Source organism: Pseudomonas sp. TZ252 (assembly GCF_056110345.1).
The window spans coordinates 3,142,924-3,163,178 of record NZ_CM148566.1 but is presented as its reverse complement, the minus strand read 5'-3'; the positions used below and the strand labels follow the sequence as shown (position 1 = coordinate 3,163,178).

The following is a 20,255-nucleotide window of genomic DNA, read 5'->3' as shown; positions in this document are numbered from 1 at the left end:
GTTCGACGGACCGCCCTTCGGCAGCACCGTCGTATGTTCAATGGGTGTGGTGGTTGCTGTTGCCGGCGGTGTCGATGATCGAGCCGCCGCCGAGGATGTCTCCGCTGACCGTCAGTGTCCCGGCGATCTCCACCGGTCCTTCCAGGCTGATCTTCGGCGCCTTGAGACTGACCGCCCCGTCGCTGACCCGCACCTCGCTGGCGCCGACCCTCACTTCCACGGTGCCGCTGGGCAGCTCGACGCGGTAGCGATGCGCAGCCCAGTCGTAACTCAACGAGGCGCCGTCGTCGAAACGCCAGGTCTCACTGCTGGCGCTGTTGTCCGGCGCCGTGCCCGCATCGCCGTACAGACCGGGAATAAAGGTACCCATTGACACTCCGCCCGACGGACTGAGCAGTACCCCCTGTTCGCCTATGCTCGGCGCACGCCAGTGGCGAACCTTGCCGGCTGCCAGGGAGTGCCAACGCAGCCAGCCGCTGGTCCAGTCGCCGGAGCGCACCCGTACCCGCGCCGCTGCCAGGTCCACGGCGACCACCACGCAGGGCAGGATCATCGCGGCGAGCATGCGGTCATGCTCCGCACTGACATAGCTCATGCCAACGCCTCCGGAGCGAAGTAGTCCGGCTCATGGCCGGGGCCGGTCTGCGGGTCGAAGCCCAGCATCAGGCTGCCCGGCGGCTGGTCCTCCCAGGCCCACTCCGGGTCTCCGAGACGCAGCGACTGCGTCCACTCGACCAGCCAGACACGCAGGCTCTTCAGCTCCTCGCGACTGCCGTCGACGGCCGAGCGTACGAAGCGCGCCGGTTCCAGAGACAGGTTCCAGGTCTGCTCGCGCAATGTCCGAACGATTCCGCAAGCAATGGATACCGCCTGGCGATCGGCACCAGGTGGCACCATTATCCGCGCCTGCAGGCGGCACAGCAGGGCACTCTCGCCGGTACCGGGATCGCGCTCGGGCAGCAGCTCGGCTATCTCCAGGGAAACCGCCGGGGTATTTTCCGGCACGCCTGGCCAGAAGCCGATCAACTGCGCCTCCGGCAGACGCTCACGCAGTACCTGCTCGATGGCCGCGTACAGAGCCTCGAGCGTAACAGCCTGTTCAGGCATGGTTGACTCCTTCGATCAGTTTCAATGCGGGCCACGGTCGTCCGACTGTTCCTCGGGCAGCTCGCAAACCCCCAGGCGCCGGGCGGCCCAGCGTTCGTAGAGACCGACTGCGATCTCCGCGCCGGCCGCGGCGGTCAGGCTGCCCAGCGCCGCGGCGAACAGCAGCGCGGCGCCGCAAGCCAACGCCAGCAGCATCACCGCCACGCCGCAGACGATCGACGCGCCGGAGCGCAGCGCCAGGCGCCGCAACAAGGCCCAGCCGCCGAGACCGGCCTTGTCGGCACGCCACATCTCGCCGCTGACGCCGCCCAGCGCGGCGAGCAGGATCAGTACCCAGAGCGGCATTTCCGTCAGTGTCTGCGGTTCGTTGCCCATGGGTCCCTCCTTGGCAGGCAGCGCCGGGCACGTCCGCACGAACGTTTTCCCGGGCAATAAAAAACCCGGCGCCAGGGCCGGGTTCCGGTGCTTCACGAGTGCCTCCCTGGGGACGCACCTTTACAAGAATGACTACTTTTTACCGCCCGATTCCCAGCCCGGCAATGCCTTCTCGACAATCCACTGCAATAGGAGGGAGACGCACCACGATATGAGGGTGATATACCGCCCTGGGAACCTTCGCCAGGCATCCGGGCAAGCGAATACCCACTTCCGATATGGAAAGCCCGGCATCGACTGACGAAAAGGATGGCTACGCCAGCCCGAATCCGCCTCTACCGTGCAGGGTCCGCTGCTGTGCATGGGACTCGCCGCCTCCATGGGCGACAGGCATAAAAAAACCGGCCCGAAGGCCGGTTGGAAAATTCCAGGGGGGACACGGTATCCGGTCCAGGAACTCAGGCCGCCCGCCGCAGCAGGCCGTCCTGGATACCCTGGTGCGCCACATGCAGGCGCAGATAGAAGGTGTTGCGGCTGCAACCGCAGTGGCGGTACTTCTGCTCGGGGAAGCTGTCGCGATTGAGATAGTGCTCCACCACCACGTTCTTCAGTTCCTCGGGTAGGCGATTTACCAGGCGATCGACCTCCGCCACACGGTCGAGGATCACCCGGCTGCCACGGTGGCCGCGGACCACCTCGCCCTTGCTGGCGATCAGCATGGCGATCAGGTTGCCGCCGGCGTAGCCGCCTCCGTTGCTGCCTGGCGCGTGCATTTCCTCGGCCCAGAGCTTGAGCATTTCATCGATGGCTTTGATCACGGTCGTGTCTCCTTTCACTGCCCGCGAGGGCTCGGCATGAGGTCGGTTCAACGGCGCTCGTGGCGGTCCTGGCAGTCGATGCAGCGACTGCAGCCCGGTGCCGCCCGGCGGCGCGCCTGGGGAATGGGCTCGCCGCAGTCCTCGCAGTCTTCCGCGGACTCGCGGATGGCCAGCGCCGGGCGCGCCGCCAGGAGGCCGTCGAGGCGAGCCAGGACCAGTTCGTTGGCGTGATCGGCAAGGTCAGCCATGGAAAGCCTCCCTGGCGTGCCCGACGCCCGACGGCCGAATGGATGGAACATGACAGATGCGCGGCGCCGGTTCGGCGACCTGCGTTCCTCTGCGCGGAAATGGCGAGTGCGTATCTCGCGACATGGCAATGACTCCCTGTACGACGCCGCCGTACCTGAAGCAGGTCGGCGACAGAATGAATGAGCGGGACGGAGCGTCTGCATGGACGGCGCTCCGGCCCTCCAGGTGCCGGAGCGCTTTCCCATGGCCCCGGCACCCAAGCAGTCGGCACCTGCATCGTCGGTCGCCGACAACCGGGTGCGTCCCTGCACCCATGTGAAATCTCTGAAAGGCGGGTGGGAAGTTGTGGAACTCACTCCTTCCGCTTTCTGACGGAAGAGAAATTACAACCAAAGCTATTTATCGTCAACACCTAGGCTCTTTACAGAAAATCCATCGGTCTGTAGATTGCCGAGCATGGACAAGAGCACCCAGATCCCGCCCGACAGCTTCGCCGCTCGCCTCAAGCAGGCCATGGCGATGCGCAACCTGAAGCAGGAAACCCTCGCCGAAGCGGCAGGGGTTTCGCAGAACACCATTCACAAGCTGACCTCGGGCAAGGCCCAGAGCACCCGCAAGCTGATCGAGATCGCGGCGGCCCTGGGCGTCTCGCCGGTCTGGCTGCAGACCGGCGAAGGCGCTCCAGCCGCGCGCAGTGCCGTGTCCGTGGCCGATGGCAGCCCATTGGTGCTGGAACCGCTGCATCCGTGGGACAGCGACACACCGCTGGACGAAGACGAAGTGGAACTGCCGCTGTACAAGGAAGTGGAGATGTCCGCCGGCGCCGGACGCACTGCGGTACGCGAGATAGAGGGGCGCAAGCTGCGTTTTTCCTATGCCACGCTGCGTGCCTCAGGCGTCGATCCGTCGGCGGCGATCTGCGCCCAACTCACCGGCAACAGCATGGAACCGCTGATCATGGATGGCTCCACCATCGGCGTGGACACCGCCACCACCCATATCACCGATGGCGAGATCTACGCCCTCGAACATGACGGCATGCTGCGGGTGAAGTTCGTCTACCGCCTGCCCGGCGGCGGCATTCGCCTGCGCAGCTTCAACCGCGAGGAATATCCGGACGAGGAGTACTCGCCGGAGGACATGCGCAGCCGCCAGATCAGCATGATCGGTTGGGTCTTCTGGTGGTCCACCGTACGCCACCGGCGCGGCCCGTCCCTGGTGCGGTGAGCGCCTGGCGCTCGCCCGCTCTACAACTTCAGCTATTGAACAAAAAAACAACCTGAGCTATATTCCCCTCAACGACGTGTAGCCGCAGGAGGGAATACCATGCAGCCATCCATCGCCCCTAGCACTCCGATTCCACGCCAGGAAACCGTGGAATTGGTCTACCGCATCTTCGGCGATGTCCTGGTGCCGCTGGAGCAGGTTCGCGAACGCTGGTTTCGCAACCTGAACAAGGAAAACTTCAGCAAGGCCCTGGCATGCGGGCGGATCGCCCTGCCGGTGACGACCCTCGACGATAGCCACAAGGCCATGCAGTTCGTGGCCCTCGATCACCTCGCCGCCTACGTCGACCAGCGCGCGAACCAAGCCGGAAGCGCCCGTCGAGCACAGCCGGGCGCTGACAGCATCGCATCCTGAGCGGCCCGCCGTTGCCAGCATCGTAGGGAGCGACACCATGCTCCGCCTGGCGGATATCGCGTCGCGATATTCGCCCTACGAAAGCGGTTCCGCGTAGGGCGAAGCCAATGCGAGGGTCCAGCCGGGCATAAAAAAGGCGGATGGCGCAAACGCCATCCGCCTTCTTTTCTTCCGCCTCGCGCCGTCTTACTCGACGCTCTGCTCGGCCAGCGCCACGGCGCGGAACATCGCCCGGCGCTTGTTGATGGTTTCTTCCCACTCCAGCGCCGGCACCGAGTCGGCAACGATACCGCCGCCGGCCTGCACGTGGAGTTCACCGTTCTTGATCACCGCGGTGCGGATGGCAATGGCGGTGTCCATGTTGCCGTTCCATGCCAGGTAGCCGACCGCGCCGCCGTAGACTCCACGCTTGACCGGCTCCAGCTCGTCGATGATCTCCATGGCGCGGATCTTCGGCGCGCCGGACAGCGTACCCGCCGGCAGGATCGCCCGCAGCGCGTCCATCGCGCTGAGCCCCTCGCGCAATTGCCCGGTGACGTTGGACACGATGTGCATGACGTTGGAGTAACGTTCGATCACCATTTTTTCGGTGACCTTCACCGCGCCGATGTCGGACACCCGCCCCACGTCGTTGCGCCCCAGGTCGATCAGCATCAGGTGCTCGGCGATCTCCTTGGCGTCCGACAGCAGATCCTGCTCCAGCGCCAGGTCGGCCTCTTCGTTGATCCCGCGCGGACGGGTACCGGCGATCGGGCGCACCGTCACCAGGCCATCCTCGACCCGTACCAGCACCTCCGGCGAGCTGCCCACGACATGGAAGTCGCCGAAGTTGAAGAAGTACATGTAGGGCGTCGGATTGAAACAGCGCAGCGCGCGGTACAGGTCGATGGGCGCCGCCTTGAATTCGATGGACATGCGCTGCGACGGCACCACCTGCATGCAGTCGCCGGCCAGGATGTAGTCCTTGATCCTTCCTACCGCGTTTTCATAGTCCTCGCGGGTGAAGCTGGCACGAAACGCCGGCTCACGACCCTGGGCCGCCTCGAGGTCGAGGCCGCGACGCGGGGTGACCGGCTGGCGTAGACGCTCCAGCAGCTCCTCCAGACGTGCCTGGCCGCGCTCGTAGGCATTTTCCTCGGAGGGATCGGCGAGGACGATGGCGTGGATCTTCCCGGCCAGGTTGTCGAATACCACTACGGCATCGGACACCATCAACAGGATATCCGGGTTGCCCAGCGGGTCCGGGTTCGGACAGGTGGCCAGGCGTTTTTCCACGTAGCGCACGCAGTCGTAACCGAAGTAGCCGACCAGGCCTCCATCGAAACGTGGCAAGCCGGGCACGGTGGGCACCTGGTAGCGCGCCTTGAACTCCTCGACGAAAGCCAGCGGGTCGGCGCAATCGAAGCGCTCGGTTTCCATGCCATCGATGCTGATCCGCACTTGATGGTCGTAGACCCGCAGCACCGTGCGGCACGGCAGGCCGATGATCGAATAGCGCCCCCATTTCTCGCCGCCCTGCACCGACTCCAGCAGGTAGGAGTTCGGCGCGTCGGCCAGCTTCAGGTAGATCGACAGCGGCGTGTCGAAGTCGGCAAGGGTCTCGAAGGACAGCGGGATGCGGTTGTAGCCATCGGCGGCCAGCCGCAGGAATTCTTCGCGATTCATGATCAGCCTCATCGGAGGAGAGAACGGTCAACAGGGTGCAAACGCGCGCCGGCTATCCGGCGGAGGATGATGTCAGGCGCGCCAGCGCCAACGCGCCAGGGCCTTGATGACCTTCATCCAGAGTTTGCTGACCGCCACGGCTTGATCTCGCTGGTCGGAGGGGGAAAGGGAGTCGTCCGGCAACACTATCTCAGCGGCCTGGTCGGCGCAAGGCAGCAGGTCGCGCAGGTTGTCGATGACCAGGGTGGGCGCTTCCTCGGCGATCGGCCGGCCGTGGTTGTAGCCATAGGTCAGCGCCGCGCAGCGCACGCCGGCAGCTTTGGCGGCGAGCACGTCGTTGCGCGAGTCACCGACGAACAACGCATCTTCGGGCTCGATGCCGGCCATCTTCATCACGAACAGCAGCGCCGCCGGGTCGGGCTTCTGCTGCGGCAGGGTGTCGCCGCCGATGATCCAGCGAAAATAGCGACCCAGCTTCATCTCATCCAGCAGCGGAGCGACGAAGCGCTCAGGCTTGTTGGTGATCAGCGCCATTTCCACGCCGTTGCGCTTGAGCCACTTGAGGGTGTCGACGACGCCGGGGTAGACCTCGGTGAGCGCATGACTGTCGGCATAGGCCTCCATGAACAACGCCAGCGCGGCTTCGGTTTCCTCCTCACCGATGCCGTCGTGCTCGATGCTTCCGGCCAGGGCGCGACGCACCAGGACGCGTGCGCCGTTACCGATCCACTGGCGGACCTTCTCGATGCCCGCCGGCGGCCGCCCGAGGCTGGCGAGCATGCTGTCGACCGCGGCGGTGAGGTCGGGAACGGAATCGACCAGCGTGCCATCCAGGTCGAACATCACCAGACGCGGCAGGCGCGTGGCGAAGAACGGCTCCGCAGCGCTCATTACTGGTGCGCCTGGGCCAGTTCGGCATGCATGGCGCGGATGACCTCGGCGTAGTCCGGGGCGTTGAAGATGGCCGAGCCGGCGACGAAGGTATCGGCGCCCGCCGCGGCGATCTCACGGATGTTCTTGACGTTGACGCCGCCATCGATCTCCAGGCGGATCTCGCGACCGGAGGCATCGATCAGGGCGCGTGCCTCGCGCAACTTGTCGAGGGTACCGGGGATGAATTTCTGCCCGCCGAAGCCGGGGTTGACGCTCATCAGCAGGACCATGTCGACCTTGTCCATCACGTACTTCAGCACCTCCAGCGGAGTGGCCGGGTTAAACACCAGGCCCGCCTTGCAACCGCCGTCGCGGATCAGTTGCAGGGAACGGTCGATGTGCTGGGAAGCTTCCGGATGGAAGGTGATGTAGGTGGCGCCAGCTTCGATGAAGTCGCCGATGATGCGATCCACCGGGGATACCATCAGGTGCACGTCGATCGGCGCGCTCACGCCGTACTTGCGCAGCGCCGAGCAGACCATCGGGCCGATGGTCAGGTTCGGCACGTAGTGGTTGTCCATCACGTCGAAGTGAACGATGTCGGCACCGGCGGCGAGCACCTTGTCCACGTCCTCGCCCAGGCGGGCGAAATCGGCGGAAAGGATCGACGGAGCGATGGCGAAGGGTTGCATGGCGCACCTCAAAGGGGATCACGGAAGGCGCGCATTGTAGCCGTTATCGGTTTTTGGCGGTGAAAATGACGACTTTTCGCCGCAGCAGCCGACGCCCGGACCAAGCCGGGCGCGCCCTGCGCCTCAGCCGCCGGGTTGTGCGGTACGCATCTTCTCGCTGCGCCCGCGCAGCCATTCCAGGGTCAGCAACAGCAGTACGGAGAAACCGATCAGCAAGGTCGCCGCGGCGGCAATGGTGGGGCTCAGGTTCTCGCGAATGCCGCTGAACATCTGCCGCGGCAGGGTGGCCTGCTCGGGACCGGCGAGGAAGAGGGTCACTACCACTTCGTCGAACGAGGTGGCGAAGGCGAACAGCGCGCCGGAAATCACTCCCGGAGCGATCAGCGGCAGGGTCACCCGGAAGAAGGTGGTCAGCGGCGGCGCGCCGAGGCTGGCGGCGGCGCGCACCAGATTGTAGTTGAACCCCTGCAGGGTCGCGGAGACGGTGATGATCACGAACGGCACGCCGAGCACCGCATGCACCACGATCAGCGACAGGTAGCTGTTGCCGAGCCCCAGCGGAGCAAAGAACAGGTAGCTGGCCACGCCGATGATCACCACCGGCACCACCATCGGCGAAATCATCAGGCTCATCACCAGTGCCTTGCCGCGGAACTCGCCGCGGGTCAGGCCGATCGCTGCCAGAGTGCCGAAGACCATTGCCAGCAGGGTCGCCGCCGGAGCGACGATCATGCTGTTGGTCAACGAGCGCATCCACTCGGCGGACTGGAAGAAGTCGGCGTACCAGCGCAGGGAGAACCCTTGCAGCGGGTAGACCAGGAAGGTGCCGGAGTTGAACGACAGCGGCACGATGACCAGCACCGGCAGTACCAGGAACAGCAGTACCAGGCCGCAGAGGATGCGCAGGGAGTAGAACCACAGGCGCTCGACCGGGGACATGTAGGGACTCAGCATGACTCGCTCTCCAATGTGTTTCGTGCGGATCCCCCTCTCCCCGCCCTCCGGGCAACCTTTTTTCCGAAGGCAGAGGGGAATCGGTTGGCCTTCTCGGAAGGCCCTCTATCCCAGGCGCAGGCGGCTGGCGCCCACCAGCCAGCTGTAGACGACGTAGAGCACCAGGGTAGCGAGCAGGAGCAGGCCGCCGAGGGCGGTGGCCATGCCCCAGTTGATGGTGCTGTTGGTATAGAAGGCGACGAAGTAGCTGACCATCTGGTCGTTCGGGCTGCCCAGCAGCGCCGGGGTGATGTAGTAGCCGATGGACAGGATGAACACCAGCAGGCAACCGGCGCCGACGCCCGCGACGGTCTGTGGGAAATACACCCGCCAGAAGCTGGCGAACGGGTGGCAGCCGAGGGAAATCGCGGCGCGCATGTAGCTCGGCGAAATGCCTTTCATCACGCTGTAGATCGGCAGGATCATGAACGGCAGCATGATGTGCACCATCGCGATGTATACGCCGGTGCGGTTGAACACCAGTTGCAGCGGCTGGTCGATCAGGCCAAGCTTGAGCAGCGCGCCGTTGATCAGGCCACCCGATTGCAGCAGGACGATCCAAGCAGCGACACGTACCAGGATCGAGGTCCAGAACGGCAGCAGGACCAGGATCATCAGCAGGTTGCTCTTGCGCGTCGGCAGGTTGGCCAGCAGGTAGGCCAGCGGGTAGGCCAGCAGCAGGCAGATGACGGTGATCACCGCACCCATCCAGAAGGTGCGGGCGAAGATGTCCAGGTAGATGGCCTGGTCCGGGGTGGCGCGCGCCACTTCGCCGAGATCGTCGATCCGGTGGTCGAGGGCTGCGAGCAGGTAATAGGGCGTATAGCTGCTGGCGTTGCGGCGGATCACCTGCCAGTAGGCGGGGTCGCCCCAGCGCTCGTCGAGCTGCTCCATGGCGTCCTTGTAGGAAGCGGGCTCCTCCTTGAACGGCAGCTTGCGCGCGGTCTTCGCCATCAGGCTGCGATAACCGGCCAGTTCCATGTTCAGGCGCTTGGAGAGATCTCCGATGGTCTGGTTGCGACGAGCCTCGGCGAGATCCTGGCTGAGCGCCTTGTAGACGGCGTCGGCCGGCAGCGACTTGCCGTCCCAGGCGGAGATGGCCTCTACCGTCAGCGGCAACGAGCGAACCACTTCCGGGTTGGACACGCTCTTGTAGAGCAGCGCGGCGATCGGCACCAGGAAGGTCAGGACCAGGAAGGCCAGCAGGGGCAGGATCAGCGCCTGGGACTTCAGGCGGTTCATCCGCTCGGCGCGCGCCAGGCGTTGCTTGAGGGTGCTGCCGGTGGCCTGGGACATGGGCACAGCTGTGGCCATAGCGAACTCCGGAAAAAAAGCGGGCCGTCGGGAACGACCCTGGAAAGTGTGGAACGGTAGGAGGAGCCGCCGCGCGGCGGCCCCTCCGGCCCTCACTGGAGGGTCAGGCGAGGATTACCTGGCCGCCCAGGCGTTGAAGCGCTGTTCCAGTTGTTCGCCGTAGTCGGCCCAGAAGGTCACGTCCATTGCCACCTGGTTCTGGATGTTTTCCGGAGTGGTCGGCATGTCCTTCAGCAGGGCCTTGTCCAGCAGCGGCACCGCCTGCTTGTTGGCCGGACCGTAGGCGATGTTTTCCGAGTAAGTCTTCTGCTGCTGGGGCTGCACCGAGAAGGCGATGAACTTCAGGGTCTCTTCCCGTTTCTTCGCCCCCTTCGGGATGGCCCAGGCGTCGAAATCGTAGATGCCGCCGTTCCATACCACCTTCAGGTTGCTTTCCTTCTGCACCGCGGCGATCCGACCGTTGTAGGCAGAACTCATCACCACATCGCCGGAAGCCAGGTACTGCGGCGGCTGGGCGCCCGCCTCCCACCACTGGATGCTCGACTTGATCTCGTCGAGCTTCTTGAAGGCACGATCCTGGCCTTCCTTGGTGGCGAGCACGCCGTAGACGTCCTTCGGCGCCACGCCATCGGCCATCAGGGCGAATTCGAGGGTGTACTTGGCGCCCTTGCGCAGGCCGCGCTTGCCGGGGAATTTCTTGATGTCCCAGAAGTCCGCCCAACTGGTCGGCGCGCTTTTCAGCTTGTCGGCGTTGTAGGCGAGCACCGTGGACCAGACGAAGAAACCCACGCCGCACGGTTGGATGGCGCCGGGCACGAAGTCCTCGGTCTTGCCGAACTGCGCCGGATCGAGTTCCTCGAACAGGCCTTCGTCGCAGCCGCGCGACAGCTCCGGCGACTCCACTTCCACCAGGTCCCAGGACACGCTGTTGGTATCGACCATGGCCTTGACCTTGGCCATCTCGCCGTTGTATTCGCCGGCGACGATCCTGTTGCCGGTGGCTTTCTGGTAGGGCTCGTAGAACGCCTTGATCTGGGCGCTCTTGTTGGCCCCGCCGAAGGACACCACGGTCAGGTCCACCGCCATGGCCTGGGCCGCGCAGGCCAGGCCGGCCGCCAGGGTGGCGAACTTCAGGCTGGCCGCTTTCAGGGATTTCGACATTATTGTTCTCTCCACAGTGCAGGGTTGCTTCGGTACGGTTCGGGACTGCCGGCGCTCACGCCGCCGGCAGAGGGTCGAGCGCCCTCACATGCTCGACCTGCCAGCCCAGCGGAACCACATCACCGACGCTCAGCGTCGGGTCCAGCTCGGCGATCGGCTGCTTGACGAAGAAGTCGTCGCGGCCGCAAACCTCCAGGCGCACACGCACGTGGTCGCCCAGGTAGACGAACTCGGCCACGCGGCCGGAGAAACGGTTGACGCAAGACTCGCTGGCACCGTTCAGGCGCACCCGCTCGGGGCGGATCGACAAGGTCACCGGCTCGCCCGGCTGGCCGACGTTGACCGCCAGCGCCTCGACCTTCTCGCCGCGCGGCAGCCCGACCACGCAGCGCTCGCCGTCGCAACTGAGAAGCTGCCCGGATAGACGGTTGTTCTCGCCGATGAAGTTGGCCACGAAGGTGTTGCGCGGCTGCTCGTAGAGATTGCGCGGCGGCTCGATCTGCTGGATTTCGCCCTGGTGGAACACCGCCACCCGGTCGGACATGGTCAGCGCCTCGCCCTGGTCGTGGGTGACGTAGACTACGGTGACGCCGAGGCGCTGGTGCAGATGCTTGATTTCCATCTGCATGTGCTCGCGAAGTTGCTTGTCCAGCGCTCCCAGGGGCTCGTCCATCAGCACCAGTTGCGGCTCGAAGACCAGCGCGCGGGCCAGCGCCACGCGCTGCTGCTGGCCACCGGAAAGCTGCGCCGGATAACGCCCGGCGAAGGCGTCGAGCTGGACCATCGACAACGCGCGCTTGACCCTTTCCTTCACGTCGGTCTTGCTCATGCCACGGACGCTGAGGGGAAAGGCCAGGTTCTCGGCCACGGTCATGTGCGGGAACAGCGCATAGTTCTGGAACACCATGCCGATGTCGCGCTTGTGCGGAGGGACATTGTTGATCGAGCGACCGGCCAGGAGGATTTCGCCGGCGGTGGGGGTTTCGAAACCGGCCAGCATCATCAGGCTGGTGGTCTTGCCGGACCCGGAGGGGCCGAGCAGGGTGAGGAATTCGCCCTTGCGAATGTCCAGGTTGAGATCCTTCACGATGAGGGTCTCGCCGTCGTAGCTTTTCTGCACGCCACGGAAGCTGACCAGCACATCGCCGCCTTGAGTCTCGGCCATAACCGCACCTTTGTTCGTTTTATGGATGCTGTGCGAACAGCCTAGAGAACCCGGCGCAGGACGCAAATCGGCCGGCAAGAGAGTTTTCTATCAGGGGAAAGGAAAGCTCTTTGTAGGAATCGCCCTACAAAAAAGATGCCCCCCGGAATGGGCCAGACCGCTCTGGGAAGGAGCTTTCGAGAAGAGCAAAGGTTTGCGCGCCAGCGCTCTCCGGCTGGCGCGCAACGGCCTCCTCAGCGCTTGGCCCAGTTCTGGAAACGCTGCTCCAGGGCCTCGCCGTGCTCCGCCCAGAAGGCCACGTTCATACCCACCGCGTTCTGCATGTTCTGCGGCGCGGTCGGCAGGTTGGCAGCCACTTGCGGATCGAGCAGGCCTACCGCCTTGCGGTTGGCCGGGCCGTAGGCGATGTTCTCGGCGAAAGCCTTCTGCTGCTCCGGCTGGCTGGCGAAACGGATGAACTCCTCGGCCAACTGCTTCTTCCAAACCCCGACCGGCAGCGCCCAGAAGTCGAAATCGTAGACGCCGCCGCTCCAGACCATTGCCAGGCGCTGCTTCTCGGCCTGCGCCGCGGCGATCCGCCCGTTGTAGGCCGAACTCATCACCACCGTGCCATCGGCCAGGTCGCGCACAGGGTCCTGCCCGGACTTCCACCAATGGATATAGGGCTTCAGCTCGTCGAGCTTGCGGAATGCCCGCTCGACGCCGGCGGGCGTCGCCAGCGTCTGGTAGACGTCCTTCGGCGCCACGCCATCGGCCATCAGGGCGAACTCCAGGCTGTACTTGGCGCCCCAGCGCAGGCCGCGCTTGCCGGGAAACTTCTTCACGTCCCAGAAATCCGCCCAGCCCTGCGGGCTGCCCGCAACCTTGCCGGGGTTGTAGGCAAGCAGCGTGGTCCAGACGAAGATGCCGACTCCGCAGGGCTGCACCGCGCCGGGAACGAAATCCGCGGGATCGCCGACCTTCGCCATGTCCAGCTTCTCGAACAGACCTTCCTCGCAACCGCGCGCCAGCTCCGGCGCCTCGACTTCCACCACGTCCCAGGAGACGTGGCTGATCTCCACCATGCGCTTGAGCTTGGCCAGGTCGCCATTGTAGGAGCCATGCACCACGCGATTGCCGGTGGCGCTCTTGAAGGGTTTGTAGAACGCGGTTTCCTGGGCTTCCTTGTTGGCGCCGCCGAAGGAAATCACGGTCACGTATTCCGCCCAGGCGGGCGCGGTAACTCCGAGAAGGGCGCACAACAGGCCCGTCCTCATGGCTGGCAACATCGTTTCTTCTCCTTATCGTGTTGGCCGGCAAGCATCATTCCCTGCCGCGCGGAAGCCAGGTAGACAGCAGATCGCGAAAACCGGACCTGGCGCACAAGCCGCGAGCAAAACCTGGGCGAACGCCCCTGTCAGAGCAGGCGGTGCTCCATCGCGTAGCGCACCAGGTCGGCTACCGAATGCGCGTTGAGCTTCTGCATCAGGCGTGCCTTGTGGGTACTGATGGTCTTGTTGCTGACCGCCAGTTGCTGGGCGATCTCGTTGACGTTGGCGCCCTGCACCAGCCGCTCGAACACCGAGAACTCGCGCTCGGAGAGCAGCGCATGGGGCGGACGCGAATCGGTCAGGCCGACCTCGAAGACCATCCGATCGGCAAGGTCCGGGTCGATGTAGCGTCCGCCGCCGGCGACCCTGCGGATCGCGGTGAGCAGCAATGCCGGATCGCTGTCCTTGGTGGCATAGCCGGCAGCACCTATCTTCAGGGCGCGGGCGGCCATCTGCGCCTCGTCGTGCATCGACAGCACCAGGATCGCCGGCGGCTCGTTCAGCGCGCGAATCCGCGGAATCGCCTCGAGGCCATTGACGCCGGGCATGGAGATATCCAGCAGGACCACCTCGCAAGGCGTTCCGCGCAGGGTTTCCAGCAACTGCTCGCCATTGGTGGCCTCGCCGACCACCTGCAGGTCCTTGGCCATGCCAATCAGTTGCTTGATGCCTTCCCTGACGATCGTGTGGTCTTCAGCGACCAGGACTCGGATCACCACTCTTTGCTGCCTCACGCTGTTCCGCCTTGCCGGCGGTTGTTCTTGTCACGGGCCCGCGACGCCCAGCGGAATCCTCACGCTGAGCGTGGTGCCCTCGCCGGGGGCACTGTCGATGTCCAGCGTACCGCCCATCATCAGCACCCGCTCGCGCATGCCGACCAGGCCGAAGGAACTGCCACGCCCCACCGTGGCAACATCGAACCCGCGACCGTCGTCGCTGACGCTCAGGCACAGCTCGTCGCCCTCGCGCAGCAGACGCAGTTGCACAGTATGCGCCTCGGCATGCCGCATGACATTGGTCAACGCCTCCTGGAGGATGCGGAACAGGCCGATAGCCTTGGCGTCGACCAACTGCGGCGAGTTCTCCGGCACCTCCACCAGGCAGGGAATCTGCGTGCGCGCCTCGAAGCGCCGCGCCTGCCACTCCACCGCCGAGCCGATTCCGGCGTCGAGGATCGGCGGGCGCAGTGCGGTAGCCACGTCGCGCACCAGCTGGAACAACTGGGCGATCAGCTTTTTCATATTGCCCAGGCGTTCGCGCAGGCCCTCCTGGGCATCGGCATAGGCCAGCTCGCACATCGAGGTTTCCAGCTTCAGCACCGTCAGCACCTGGCCCAGCTCATCATGGACCTCGCGGGCGATACGCGCCTTCTCCTCCTCCCGCACCGACTCCAGGTGCGCCGACAGCTCGCGGAGCTGGGCGCGCGACTCGCCGAGTTCGAGTTCGATCTGCTTGTTCGCGGTGATGTCCCAGACCACCCCGTCCCAGACCGCACGACCATCCTCGAAACAGCGCGCCGAAGCCTTGATGTCGGCCCAGCGCAATTCGCCCTGGCGAGTGAGGATGCGGCCCTGCCAATGCCAGTCGCGATTCTCGTCGAGGGCAGCCATCTGGCTCGACCAGTAGCGCTCGCGGTCGTCGGGATGGACCAGGCCACGAATGCCGCGGCCGCTTTCGATCAGTTCGCGGGCGCTGTAGCCGACCAGCGCCTCGCTGCCCTCGCTGATATAGGCGAAGTCGGAAAACGCGCCGGCCCGCGGCCGTTCCAGGCGGAAGACCATGCCCGGCACGTTGGAGGCGATGCCCTTCATCCGCGCCTCGCTTTCCTGCAATGCCTCGCGGGCACGGCGGCGCTCGGTGACGTCGCTGAGGAACACCACCAGGTACTCGGACGTGCCGAAGCGCAGGAAGCTAAGCGAGACGTCGGCCGGCAGCCAACTGCCGTCGGCGCGCAGGCAACGGGTCTCGAAGCTGAGCGGGCCTTCCTCGCTGTTGCGCGCACGACGCCACAGGTTCAACCAGCGGTCCATGTCCAGGCCGGGCTCGAAGTCGGCCAGCGGACGATCCACGAGTTGACCGTCGGCATGGCCGAGCATCTGTTCGGCGGCGCGGTTGGCGTAGCGTACGCGGCTGTCCCAGTTGACCCAGAGGATGCCCAGGGTGCTGTTGTCGATGGAGAACTGGGTCAGGCGCAGCGCCTCCTCGGCCGCCTGGCGCAGCTCCAGGTCGCGGCGGGCGCCGTACAGCCGGGCTTCCAGCGCCTGCTGCTGGCGCCGCTGGAGGAACACCGCCGCCAGCGCGCCGGCCAGCAGCAGGCCGAGGAGAATCGACAGGTTCTGCCAGAACCCCGGCGACTCGCCGAGGCGCGGATACTTGGGTTGCAACCAGCGCTCGTGCAACTGGTCCAGGGACTTGCGCGGCAGCGAACGCAACGCCTGGTCGACCACCATCGCCAGTTCCGGCCAATCACGGCGGGTCGCCACCCGTAGCAGTTGCGGATAGCCGATGTCGCCAACCACCGCTAGCTCGGCGAACTCCGGCTCGCGGGTCAGGCGGCTGAGTTGCGCTTCGTCGATCACCGCGTAGCGTGCCTGTCCGGCGAGCACGGCGCGCAGCACCTCGCGTTCGGAATCGGCCGACACCCATTGCAGGCCGCTATAGGTGCTGCTGAGGTAGTCGGCTACCGAACTGCCGGCCCGCACGGCAACCCGGGTATCGCGCTCCAGTTGCTCCAATTCGACGCTGCCGCTGCCATCGCGCTTCCCCACCACCAGCCGGGAAACCCGCAGGTAGGGATCGGAGAACAGCCACAAGCGCAGCCCGGCTGGGGTCTGGCTGAGGCCGGGAGCGATATCCACGCGCCCAGCGCGCAGGGCATCGTCGAGCGCCGCCTGGTCGGGATAGCCCTGCCACCGCAAGGTCACCTGCATTGCCGTGGCCAGCCAGCCCATCAACTCCACGTTGGCCCCGGAATACTGTTGCAGGCGGCGGTCGTACTGGGCATAGGGCGCTTCGGTGACCACCCCGACGCGCAATTCCCGATGCTCCGCCAGCCAGGTCCGTAGCTCCGCCGTCAGCGGCAAGGCGACCGACTCCTCCGCTCGCACGGGCAGGCTCAACAGCAGACAGAAGAAGAGCAGACAGCAACGACGCAACATGCCGGCGACACTCCACGGAATACACCGCAACGGAAGGAAAAGCGGGCATACCTTACCGCGAGCGCGACCGGCGAACCATGCGAAGGCTCGGCCTGACAAAGAAGTGCTCTGGGTTTAGGCTGCCTTCTGGATTGTCTATCGGGAATTTCCAATGCCGGCCTTCTCTCTACTGCCGAAGCCCTCCGCCCTGCTGCCGCTGCTATTGGCCGCCGCTTTCCTGCCGCCGGCTTTCGTTCAAGCCGAAGAGGAGGCCGCCAAGGACCAGCCGCCGGCCCCCGTGGAACGCCCGGCGGTCAGCGAGCGCAGCCAGGACGAGGCCAAGGGGCTGGAGCGCCAGTTGCCGGAGGACGGCCAGCAGATCCTCAAGGCCGGCGACGAAAGCTTCCTCACCCTCTGGTTGCCGGCCAACACCGCCGAGGCCGAAGGTGTGGTGATCCTGGTTCCCGGTGATGGCGAAAGTCCGGACTGGCCGCAAGCCATCGGCCCGCTAAGGCGCAAACTGCCGGATGCCGGCTGGCAGACCCTGAGCCTGGCCCTGCCCGACCCGCAGAGCACCGCGCCGGTTACCCGCCCTGCGGAATCCGCCGCCAGCGCCAGCGCCGACAAGGACGCCAGCGCCGCGGACAGCGCAAGCAAGCCTGACGTGAAAGGCGAAAGCGGCAACGCGCCGGCGCCGGAAAGCACCGCCGAAGCCGGCAGCGGCGAACCGGCGCAGAGCGAGGACCAGGCCCCTCCCCCAGCCATCGATCCGGTCGAGCAGCGCAAGGCGCACGCCGAACGGGTCATGGCGCGCCTGCAGGCGAGCATCGACCTGGCCCTGCAGCACGAACCGAAAAGCGTCGTCCTGCTCGGTCATGGCACGGGCGCCTATTGGGCGGCACGCTACCTGGCGGAGAAGGAGCCTGCGGAAATCCACAACCTGCTGCTGGTTGCCGCGGAGGTACCGCGCGATTTTCGCCCGGCGCTGGAAGATATGGTGCCGAAGCTGAAACTGGCGACCGGCGACTTCTATTACCGCGACGCCCGCGCCGACCGCGAGGCGGCCAGGCTGCGCATGCAGGCCGGCAAGCGGCAGAAACACCCAGCCTACGTACAAATCGCGATGCAGGCGCTACCGGCCGACCCCAAGGCGGAGCAGGAGCAACTGTACCGACGAATCCGCGGCTGGCTCAGTCTTCACCTGCAGGCCGATGCGCAGAAACCTGCGGAGTGATCAGCGGAACCCCTCACGCTCTCGGACCAGGGCGTAGGCCGCCTGCAATTCACGGGTTTTCTCGGTAGCCGCACGCACGCGCTCGACGCTGGCGCCGGCTCCCGCCAGTTTGTCCGGATGGTGCTGGCTGATCAGCTTGCGATAGGCGCGTTTGATCAGCGCCGGCTCGCTTCCGGCCTCCACGCCGAGCAGCAGCAGGGCCTCACGGTAGCTATCCCGGGCGACAGCTCGCGTCCGCTTCGGCATGACCCGCGCCGACAAGCGTTCCGTTCGCTCCGCCGACCAACCCAGCCAGCGCCCCCATTGCAACACCAGTTGTCGCGCCGACTGGCTGAGCACGCCGCCAGCCCAGGCCATCCGCCAGCAGGCGAGCAATACTGCCTCCGCACGTTCGCCCTTCAGACGCGCGACCTCCGCCTGCAGATGGGCGATGCCGGCCTTGCCCTTGCCGAAGGACGCGATGGCACGCCGCTGGGCTCGCCTATCGAGCTTGCGCAACGCCATCTCCTCGCGCGCCTGGCGGATATGCATCTCCTCCACCCGCCCGCCGCTCTTGGCCAGATAGCCGAGCAACTGGAACAGCAGGTCGTCCTCATCGTTCACCGCCCGCCCGCGCAAGCGCGCCAGCAGGCCGCGCCAGGACTCCAGGCGCAACCTGCGGTCCAGCAGTTGCCCCAGCAGGCCGCCGAGCAGGGCGCCGGGGATGCTGGCCAGGGCCCAGCCGGCTCCGGCTCCGATCAGCGTAGCGGGCCAGAGCATCTCAGGCGTGCTCCGCCAGCAATCGCTCGACTTCCGCCAGGCGCTCGTGGGTACCGACGTCGACCCACTGCCCACGATGGTGTTCGCCGCTGACCCGCCCCGCGGCGATGGCCTTGCGCAATAGCGGCGCCAGCTTGAAGGCGCCCGGATGGCAGCCCTCGAACAGCGCGGGATGCAGTACGGCGATCCCGCTGTAGGTCAGGTTGCCGCCCGCTTCGCGGGTCTCGCCCACCCGTCCGCCGGCATCCAGGTGGAAATCGCCGGCGGGATGGTGCGCCGGGTTGTCGACCAGCACCAGATGCGCCAGGTCGCCGTCGGCAAGATGCAGCCGAGAGTAGTCGAAGTCGCTCCAGACATCGCCGTTGAGCAACAGGAACGGCTGCTCGCCGAGCAACGGCAGGGCGCGGAAGATTCCGCCGCCGGTTTCCAGCGGTTCTCCCTCGGGGGAATAGGCGATCCGCCCGCCCAGGCGCGAACCGTCGCCGAGATAGGCCTCGATCTGCTCGCCAAGCCAGGCATGGTTGATCACCCAGTCGTCGACTCCGGCCTGGCGCAGCGCCAGCAACTGACGCTCGATCAATGGCACGCCGGCGGCCTCGATCAGCGGCTTGGGCGTGTGCAGGGTGGTCGGCCGCATGCGCTCGCCACGCCCGGCGGCGAGGATCATCGCCTTCATGCCTCGGCTCCCTGCGGCAGCGAGGCCAGCAGCTCGCCCAGTTCGGCCAGCTCGGGACGGCGCGCCACGGCGGTTTCCAGATAACGGAAGAAGCGCGGCACGTCACCCAGGTAGCGCGGCTTGCCGTCGCGGTGACAGATACGGGCGAAGATGCCAATCACCTTCAGGTGGCGCTGCACGCCCATCAGGTCGCTGGCACGGAGGAAGTCCTCGAAGCTTGGCGGCAGCGGGATGCCGGCCCAGGTCGCCTTCTTCCAGTAACGGTTCAGCGCGGCATGCACGCGCGGCTCCGGCCAACTGACGAAGGCGTCCTTGTACAGGCAGGTGACATCGTAGGTGACCGGGCCGTGCAGGGCGTCCTGGAAGTCGAGGACGCCCGGGTTGGGCTCGCTGAGCATCAGATTGCGCGGCATATAGTCGCGATGGACGAACACCCGCGGTTGCTCCAGCGCGCTGCGTACCAGCAGGTCGCAGATCCGCTGCCAGCGGGCCAGCGTCTCGCCCTCCAGCTCCACGCCGAGGTGGCGGGCCAGGTACCAGTCGGGGAACAGCTGCAGCTCGCGGCGCAGCACCGCTTCGTCGTAGGCAGGCAGGACACCGGCGACATCGACCTTCTGGAAGGCGATCAGCGCATCCAGGGCCGGTTCGAACAGCTCGTCGGCATTCCCGGGATGAAGCACGTCGAGGTAGGTCTGCCGGCCCAGGTCACTGAGCAGCAGGAAACCGTTCTCCAGATCCTGGGCGAGAATCCTCGGCACATGCACGCCGGCTCCGGCGAGCAGTCCGGCGACCTTGACGAACGGTCGGCAGTCTTCCTGGGGCGGCGGCGCGTCCATCACCACCAGGCTGCGGTCCCCTCCCTGCCAGCGGAAATAACGACGGAAGCTGGCGTCGCTACTGGCCGGGATCAGTTCGGCGGGGGGCACTTCCCCCCAACCTTCGGCAACGAACAACTCGGGCAAACAAGAGTCCAACCAGCGATTCAGCTGCTGGAAACGGGCATCATCAGACATTTACGGGGTTCTCCACGGCCCTAGCCGTTGCGCAGGTCATGCTTTATTATCCAGCATCTTTTTCAGCCCATCG

The 20,255-nt window shown here is 65.7% G+C and carries 21 protein-coding genes; 3 read left to right on the top strand and 18 right to left on the bottom strand.

Annotation, left to right across the window (positions count from 1 at the left end):
• Window positions 1-37: 37 nt before the first annotated feature.
• The 5 genes from ACYAF3_RS14600 to ACYAF3_RS14580 all read right to left on the bottom strand — a co-directional run bounded on the left by ACYAF3_RS14600 (window position 38) and on the right by ACYAF3_RS14580 (window position 2,548).
• Window positions 38-595, bottom strand: a complete 558-nt coding sequence (locus tag ACYAF3_RS14600; RefSeq protein WP_003085141.1) for a phage baseplate assembly protein V — start codon at window positions 593-595, stop codon at window positions 38-40.
• Window positions 592-1,107, bottom strand: coding sequence for a hypothetical protein (locus ACYAF3_RS14595; RefSeq protein ID WP_003101620.1), 516 nt, complete (start codon window positions 1,105-1,107; stop codon window positions 592-594). The genes ACYAF3_RS14600 and ACYAF3_RS14595 overlap by 4 nt, the downstream gene beginning before the upstream one ends.
• 21 nt (window positions 1,108-1,128) lie before the next feature.
• A complete protein-coding gene (locus ACYAF3_RS14590) occupies window positions 1,129-1,482 on the bottom strand; it encodes a phage holin family protein (protein ID WP_003101619.1) in 354 nt (117 codons plus the stop codon).
• Between the two features lie 458 nt (window positions 1,483-1,940).
• Entirely contained in the window at window positions 1,941-2,300 is a 360-nt protein-coding gene (locus ACYAF3_RS14585) for a PA0613 family protein (protein ID WP_003459419.1), read from the bottom strand.
• Between the two features lie 47 nt (window positions 2,301-2,347).
• Window positions 2,348-2,548, bottom strand: coding sequence for a TraR/DksA C4-type zinc finger protein (locus tag ACYAF3_RS14580; protein WP_003085132.1), 201 nt, complete (start codon window positions 2,546-2,548; stop codon window positions 2,348-2,350).
• A gap of 457 nt (window positions 2,549-3,005) precedes the next feature.
• Between ACYAF3_RS14580 and prtR the strand changes: the two genes are divergently transcribed.
• Both prtR and prtN read left to right on the top strand, forming a co-directional pair.
• Entirely contained in the window at window positions 3,006-3,776 is a 771-nt protein-coding gene (prtR, locus tag ACYAF3_RS14575; RefSeq protein ID WP_003113202.1) for a transcriptional regulator PrtR, read from the top strand.
• A 99-nt stretch (window positions 3,777-3,875) separates the two neighbouring features.
• Window positions 3,876-4,190, top strand: coding sequence for a pyocin genes transcriptional regulator PrtN (prtN, locus tag ACYAF3_RS14570; RefSeq protein WP_003113203.1), 315 nt, complete (start codon window positions 3,876-3,878; stop codon window positions 4,188-4,190).
• A gap of 186 nt (window positions 4,191-4,376) precedes the next feature.
• Here the strand turns inward: prtN and trpE are convergent, their stop codons facing one another.
• From trpE to ACYAF3_RS14520, 10 genes are all read right to left on the bottom strand, one after another.
• Window positions 4,377-5,855, bottom strand: a complete 1,479-nt coding sequence (trpE, locus tag ACYAF3_RS14565) for an anthranilate synthase component I (RefSeq protein WP_088003315.1) — start codon at window positions 5,853-5,855, stop codon at window positions 4,377-4,379.
• A gap of 72 nt (window positions 5,856-5,927) precedes the next feature.
• Window positions 5,928-6,746 (bottom strand): phosphoglycolate phosphatase, encoded by an 819-nt coding sequence (locus ACYAF3_RS14560; protein ID WP_003099532.1) that lies wholly within the window; start codon window positions 6,744-6,746, stop codon window positions 5,928-5,930.
• Complete coding sequence (gene rpe, locus ACYAF3_RS14555) at window positions 6,746-7,420, bottom strand: ribulose-phosphate 3-epimerase (RefSeq protein WP_003085122.1); 675 nt, start codon at window positions 7,418-7,420, stop codon at window positions 6,746-6,748. The genes ACYAF3_RS14560 and rpe overlap by 1 nt, the downstream gene beginning before the upstream one ends.
• 123 nt (window positions 7,421-7,543) lie before the next feature.
• The gene (locus ACYAF3_RS14550) at window positions 7,544-8,374 is read right to left on the bottom strand and encodes an ABC transporter permease (protein WP_003099535.1); all 831 of its coding nucleotides are present in this window, start codon (window positions 8,372-8,374) and stop codon (window positions 7,544-7,546) included.
• A gap of 105 nt (window positions 8,375-8,479) precedes the next feature.
• Complete coding sequence (locus ACYAF3_RS14545) at window positions 8,480-9,727, bottom strand: ABC transporter permease (RefSeq protein ID WP_014604087.1); 1,248 nt, start codon at window positions 9,725-9,727, stop codon at window positions 8,480-8,482.
• A 114-nt stretch (window positions 9,728-9,841) separates the two neighbouring features.
• Window positions 9,842-10,888 (bottom strand): ABC transporter substrate-binding protein, encoded by a 1,047-nt coding sequence (locus ACYAF3_RS14540; protein WP_003099539.1) that lies wholly within the window; start codon window positions 10,886-10,888, stop codon window positions 9,842-9,844.
• 55 nt (window positions 10,889-10,943) lie between these two features.
• Entirely contained in the window at window positions 10,944-12,053 is a 1,110-nt protein-coding gene (locus tag ACYAF3_RS14535; RefSeq protein ID WP_003085109.1) for an ABC transporter ATP-binding protein, read from the bottom strand.
• A gap of 233 nt (window positions 12,054-12,286) precedes the next feature.
• Window positions 12,287-13,321: a polyamine ABC transporter substrate-binding protein gene (locus ACYAF3_RS14530; RefSeq protein ID WP_003085106.1), complete on the bottom strand. Its 1,035-nt coding sequence runs from the start codon at window positions 13,319-13,321 to the stop codon at window positions 12,287-12,289.
• Window positions 13,322-13,449: 128 nt separating this feature from the next.
• Window positions 13,450-14,082: a response regulator gene (locus ACYAF3_RS14525; RefSeq protein ID WP_003085103.1), complete on the bottom strand. Its 633-nt coding sequence runs from the start codon at window positions 14,080-14,082 to the stop codon at window positions 13,450-13,452.
• 45 nt (window positions 14,083-14,127) lie between these two features.
• Window positions 14,128-16,521, bottom strand: coding sequence for a PAS domain-containing sensor histidine kinase (locus ACYAF3_RS14520; RefSeq protein WP_023098434.1), 2,394 nt, complete (start codon window positions 16,519-16,521; stop codon window positions 14,128-14,130).
• 151 nt (window positions 16,522-16,672) lie between these two features.
• On the opposite strand from ACYAF3_RS14520, the gene ACYAF3_RS14515 reads away from it, so the two are divergent.
• The gene (locus tag ACYAF3_RS14515; protein ID WP_003137371.1) at window positions 16,673-17,734 is read left to right on the top strand and encodes an alpha/beta hydrolase family protein; all 1,062 of its coding nucleotides are present in this window, start codon (window positions 16,673-16,675) and stop codon (window positions 17,732-17,734) included.
• Here ACYAF3_RS14515 and ACYAF3_RS14510 read toward each other — a convergent pair whose 3' ends face one another.
• From ACYAF3_RS14510 to ACYAF3_RS14500, 3 genes are read right to left on the bottom strand one after another with little or no spacing between them, the layout of a single operon-like run.
• A complete protein-coding gene (locus tag ACYAF3_RS14510; RefSeq protein ID WP_003099547.1) occupies window positions 17,735-18,493 on the bottom strand; it encodes a DnaJ domain-containing protein in 759 nt (252 codons plus the stop codon). It abuts the gene before it with no gap.
• Window position 18,494: 1 nt separating this feature from the next.
• Window positions 18,495-19,169: an N-acetylmuramate alpha-1-phosphate uridylyltransferase MurU gene (murU, locus tag ACYAF3_RS14505; protein WP_033936328.1), complete on the bottom strand. Its 675-nt coding sequence runs from the start codon at window positions 19,167-19,169 to the stop codon at window positions 18,495-18,497.
• Window positions 19,166-20,182, bottom strand: coding sequence for an aminoglycoside phosphotransferase family protein (locus tag ACYAF3_RS14500; RefSeq protein ID WP_010793494.1), 1,017 nt, complete (start codon window positions 20,180-20,182; stop codon window positions 19,166-19,168). Before ACYAF3_RS14500 ends, murU begins: the two co-directional genes overlap by 4 nt.
• Window positions 20,183-20,255 lie beyond the last annotated feature (73 nt).